Genomic DNA, 4,523 nt, shown 5'->3' with positions numbered 1-4,523 from the left:
AGATGAATATCTCAAAAGGCACTATTAGAACGCCCAACACAGATTGACTACTGCTCGGTTATCACCCAAAATGTCCACTTAGCACTTTTGATATACAATCCATCACCCCAAATGTCCAACCTGCCGCGGTTTTCGGAGCATAAGCGTGAGTAATGCGTGAGTCACCCTAATGTCCGTTTCTGCAGTGAAATGTGCCCTAAACTCAGTTTTTTGTAAGATTAACGGCTATAATCGCAAAAATTTATACTAGCGGTGTTTGTAGTCGCAATTTTTTGTACCATTCTGAAGATATCCAACGAAAATACTATGAGCTATTGTGGTCTTTTCTCATTGAAGGGCACCGCTTATACTCAGTTTTTTGTAAAATCAATAGTTATAATCGCAGAAATTTGTACCTTTGTATTCTCTTAATCGTGATTTTTTGTATGGCAGTAAAGGTTGACACCCAAAAAGAGATTATCTTCAGCTCATCTGATCCGAACATTTCCCGTGTACTCAGTAAGAAGGAAAAAGATGGTGAGTTGCGAAAGGTTGCCCCACGCATTTATACGACAAATCTGGTTGATAGCTTGGAGAATATCGTGCGCAGAAACCTTATAGATATACTTGTATATCGCTATCCTAATGCTCTTATAAGCCATCGCAGTGCCAAAGAGATGCGTCCGACAGCTACCGGTGATTTCTTCCTTACCAATTCGACTACAAGGAGAGTGACGGACTTACCCGGTATAAAACTCAATTTTGTCAAAGGGCCAAAGGCATCGCCGCATGATATCCCGTTTATGGGTATGCACATATCGGGCGAACACCGGTATATGCTTGAGAATGTGCAGGTGTCAAGAAAATCCGGTGACGAGTCACGCGTTTTGCCTGTAAGTGCGATTGAAAATAAACTTGAACAGATATTGCTGACAAGAGGAGAAGTTCGATTGAATGAGTATCGTGATGAATTGAGGTCGGTTGCCGAAGAGTTGGGGATGCAGACTGAATTTGCCAAAATCAACAGTATAATATCGGCATTGCTCTCAACTCACGATGCAAAAGTGCTTTCTATAGACTCGGCAAAGGCTCTTGCCGTCGGCAATCCTTTCGACAAAACGAGAGTAGAACTGTTCGAGGTATTGTTCGATGCAATTAAAGACCGCTATTTTATTATCCGCAACAACCGTAATACCGATGAAGAGTCATTCCGCCTTTTCTCGTTCTTCGAGAGTTATTTCTCAAATTATATAGAAGGAACGGAATTTGAGATTGACGAGGCTAAGGCAATTGTTGACTCCGGTATTCCTATGCCACGACGTGACGAGGATTCCCACGACATTCTGGGTACATTCAAAGTACTGTCAAACCGTGCCGAGATGATGAAAACGCCGACATCGCCAAAAGAGTTGTTTGCAATCCTTAGTCATAGACACAGTATCCTGCTTGAAGGACGACCACACATGAACCCCGGAATTTTCAAAACGAAGAACAATCGTGCCGGTATGACGGAGTTTGTGGATTATCAGCTTGTAAAGGGTACGCTCTCGCAGGGCTTCAAGTATTATGCAGCACTTACCGATCCGTTTGCCCGTGCGATATTCATGATGTTCATGATTAGCGAAGTGCATCCGTTCAATGACGGCAACGGTCGTGTCGCCCGTGTGATGATGAACGCCGAGCTTGTCCGTGCCGACCAATCGCGCATTATTGTCCCGACAGTATTCCGCGAGGACTACATACTCGCATTGCGAAAACTGACCCGCCACAAAGACCCGCTGGCATACATAAACGTGATGACGAAACTTCATCAGTTCAGCGATAACCTCTACGGCACCGACTTTACGGAGCTAAAGGACTACCTTGCCGCCTGCAACGCCTACGATGAACCGTCGCAGGCGAAGCTGCAAATAATTGACAGGACAATATCTTGAAAAAATCAACTGACAACAAGTGTCATTTGTGACACTAATTATCAGTTATAGTCTAAACTACTGGCATAGTAAAAAGAGAGCTTGAATCCATGACCCCATTGCCAAAGAACCTAAGTATTTTTAACGGTCTGGAGCATTAGTTATTGGGAGAGATTTTGTAACTTTGAATTATCGGATTTGCAGTCCGGTGCAGAACATTGAAGAATAAGCGTGATAGATAAGTGAGTCAGGCAACCATAGTGTATGTAACTTACTGATACTCACCATACAGCGTTGGAGTTTAACGGCTCCAGCCGGATCGCTGAAAGAAAAGCCAAAAGGCGACAAGAAAAAGACAAGTCCTACAAAATCAATATTTTGTGGGACTTTTTTAGTGTCTTTTGGCTACACTGACCGCCACGAAAAGGTCGTTGACAGACAAAACTTAGTGCCTTATCTGTACCCCCGACAAAATTCTTAAAAAGGGGGTACGATTTGTCGGAAAATGGCGAAATGTTGTCGAGATTTGGCGACCCTGCATTTATCAAAATCTTCTTTCATAAATATTTTTGAGATTATTTACTTAATACAGAAAGTTCCATTGAGCGTTCCTTCACTGAACTGCAAAGTAAATGTACCATTGCAGTTGGTGCAGTAGGTTTGCCCTTCGGTCTTGTCGTAGGAAGTGATTTGGAAAGTGCCCTCGTCTATCACTTCGCCATTCACTGTGGCATATGACACTTTGTTGTCCTTGCAATACTGGCGGTAATCCCTATCCAAAATCAGGGTATCTGCTATATCTATCTTTTCTATCTTTTGCGGCTGGTGGAAAAATTCTTCCGGAGTATCCACAAACAGATTGATTCTCACAATATAGGCAATCTTGCCCCCCCTCTCTGTACTTAGATAGGTTTCAAACGTAGCTTCATATTTACTATATACCAAAAAAGGCGTGGGGTACGTCGGACCAAATATATGTGTGTAAGGTTGTTGGTCGATGTACGTCTGTCCGTTCAGTTCGGCCGTACATTTGGATTTGAGGTAGTTGATGCCGTCATGCTTTTCGCAGGAGGTGAAGCTGAGGAGGGTGCAGGCGATGATTGCCGCAAGCAGGGTAAATTTCTTTTTCATCCCATCTCTTTTAAATAATTGGCAATAATTATATATTTCTCTCCATAGGAATACTCACAATACCTTTATTAAGCTCTTTTTCACCCACTTTTTTGAAGCCTAATGATGCATAAAAAGGTTCTGCATAGGTTGAAGAATTAACTGTTATATAAGTAAAATTACAATTGCTCATCATATAGCCAAATAATGATTTTCCTATTCCTTGCCGATGATAGTGTGACAAGACAAAGAAGAGGGATATATGTTGCTTCTCCCAATGTACACCGATTATTCCGATCAATAAATGATTGTCAAAAGCTCCATATATGTCAAGCATATTCATTAATGAAGTGTCATACACGAAACTTTTAAAGGTGTCGATACCTTCTTGGGTGAAATCACTCCTGCCACATTCCATACATACTTGATAGGACAAATCAGCAGCATTATTATATTCTTCTTGTGTTAATTTACGTATCATATTAATGTTATTAAATCATGAATGCAAAATACGTAAGAATAAATAAAAAAGGTCTTGACAATTGTCAAGACCCCGGTATAATGGATGTTAAAAGATTGGCTATTTCTTCAGTTTGCGGCGTATGCGACTAACTGTTTCAGGAGTAACCCCTAAGAAAGAAGCTATACTTTTCAAGGGTACAGTGTCTTTAAGGTCAGGACAACGTTTCATTAGTCTTTGATATCGTATTTCAGGTGTACAATACGAATCGAGCAATCGATCATACACCATTTCATATAGATTTTCAGCTATATATCTTCCTGATCGTTGAGTTTCCATATTCGTTTCCCAATATTCTATAATATCATGGCGTGATATTTCATAAACAGAACAGTCTGTTAACGCTTGAATGCTTACTGCTGACAGACAACTTTTCATAAAAGAAGAATAGTCACATACAAATTCGTTGGTAAAAGAATATCCTACAATATGCTCTTCACCCTCTTCATCAATGTATGTATATTGGAATGTACCCTCTTTCACCCACCCGGCAAAACGTTCTATCTCATTTTGGCGAATAAAGAAATCTTTCTTACGATAAATATGCAATTTCCCTTTTTCCTCACATAAATCTTTTATATTGGAATAGTCTAAATTATTGAGGTATGTATTGAACTCATTCATTTGCAAGAATCATTAGTTCACACAAAATTATAGCAAATTTGCTATATGACAAAACATCCCTTTATTTTTCGAATTGCAGACCGTTATGCATATCCCATTGATTTTCTGCTGGCCCGTCGTTTTGCGGGCGCATGGTAATAAACCTGTGTTTGTAGAATTAAAATCTTACCTTTGCCTTCAAAATAGAATTGGAATGGAAAAGAATCCGTATATCGAGTTGGCGGAATGTCTTCTGCCGGAAGAAATGATCGAATATTTTGAAGTCGTCAAGGTGGATAAAACCAAAGAAACCCTTGATGTCACTTTGGAGGAAAGAGATAATGGAGTTGACGGTTACACTGCCGGGCAACTTCGCCCGAATGGCTTCTATGAGGAAA

At 40.5% G+C, this 4,523-nt stretch carries 4 protein-coding genes and 1 pseudogene; 2 read left to right on the top strand and 3 right to left on the bottom strand.

Features of this window, described 5'->3' with window-relative positions; genetic code table 11:
• Positions 1 to 425 precede the first annotated feature (425 nt).
• On the top strand, positions 426 to 1,913 hold the full coding sequence (locus tag FW767_RS12725; RefSeq protein ID WP_121700403.1) for a Fic family protein: 1,488 nt from the start codon (positions 426 to 428) through the stop codon (positions 1,911 to 1,913).
• Between the two features lie 558 nt (positions 1,914 to 2,471).
• On the opposite strand, the gene FW767_RS12720 is transcribed toward FW767_RS12725, so the two are convergent.
• From FW767_RS12720 to FW767_RS12710, 3 genes are all read right to left on the bottom strand, one after another.
• A complete protein-coding gene (locus FW767_RS12720; protein ID WP_121700402.1) occupies positions 2,472 to 3,023 on the bottom strand; it encodes a hypothetical protein in 552 nt (183 codons plus the stop codon).
• Positions 3,024 to 3,051: 28 nt separating this feature from the next.
• The gene (locus FW767_RS12715) at positions 3,052 to 3,483 is read right to left on the bottom strand and encodes a GNAT family N-acetyltransferase (RefSeq protein WP_121700401.1); all 432 of its coding nucleotides are present in this window, start codon (positions 3,481 to 3,483) and stop codon (positions 3,052 to 3,054) included.
• 99 nt (positions 3,484 to 3,582) lie between these two features.
• Complete coding sequence (locus FW767_RS12710) at positions 3,583 to 4,146, bottom strand: Crp/Fnr family transcriptional regulator (protein WP_121700400.1); 564 nt, start codon at positions 4,144 to 4,146, stop codon at positions 3,583 to 3,585.
• Between the two features lie 193 nt (positions 4,147 to 4,339).
• Between FW767_RS12710 and FW767_RS12705 the strand changes: the two are divergent.
• A pseudogene (locus tag FW767_RS12705) lies at positions 4,340 to 4,523 on the top strand (ISAon1 family transposase N-terminal region protein); the annotation flags it as partial.

The organism is Heminiphilus faecis (genome assembly GCF_008728965.1).
GTDB classification, from domain to species: domain Bacteria; phylum Bacteroidota; class Bacteroidia; order Bacteroidales; family Muribaculaceae; genus Muribaculum; species Muribaculum faecis.
Note: the sequence above shows the minus strand (reverse complement) of the source record. Positions and strands in the feature narration are given on the sequence as shown.

Coding starts and splice junctions, on each gene's coding strand:
- FW767_RS12725 (WP_121700403.1), top strand. CDS start 426: ATGGCAGTAAAGGTTGACACCCAAAAAGAGATTATCTTCAGCTCATCT.
- FW767_RS12720 (WP_121700402.1), bottom strand. CDS start 3,023: ATGAAAAAGAAATTTACCCTGCTTGCGGCAATCATCGCCTGCACCCTC.
- FW767_RS12715 (WP_121700401.1), bottom strand. CDS start 3,483: ATGATACGTAAATTAACACAAGAAGAATATAATAATGCTGCTGATTTG.
- FW767_RS12710 (WP_121700400.1), bottom strand. CDS start 4,146: ATGAATGAGTTCAATACATACCTCAATAATTTAGACTATTCCAATATA.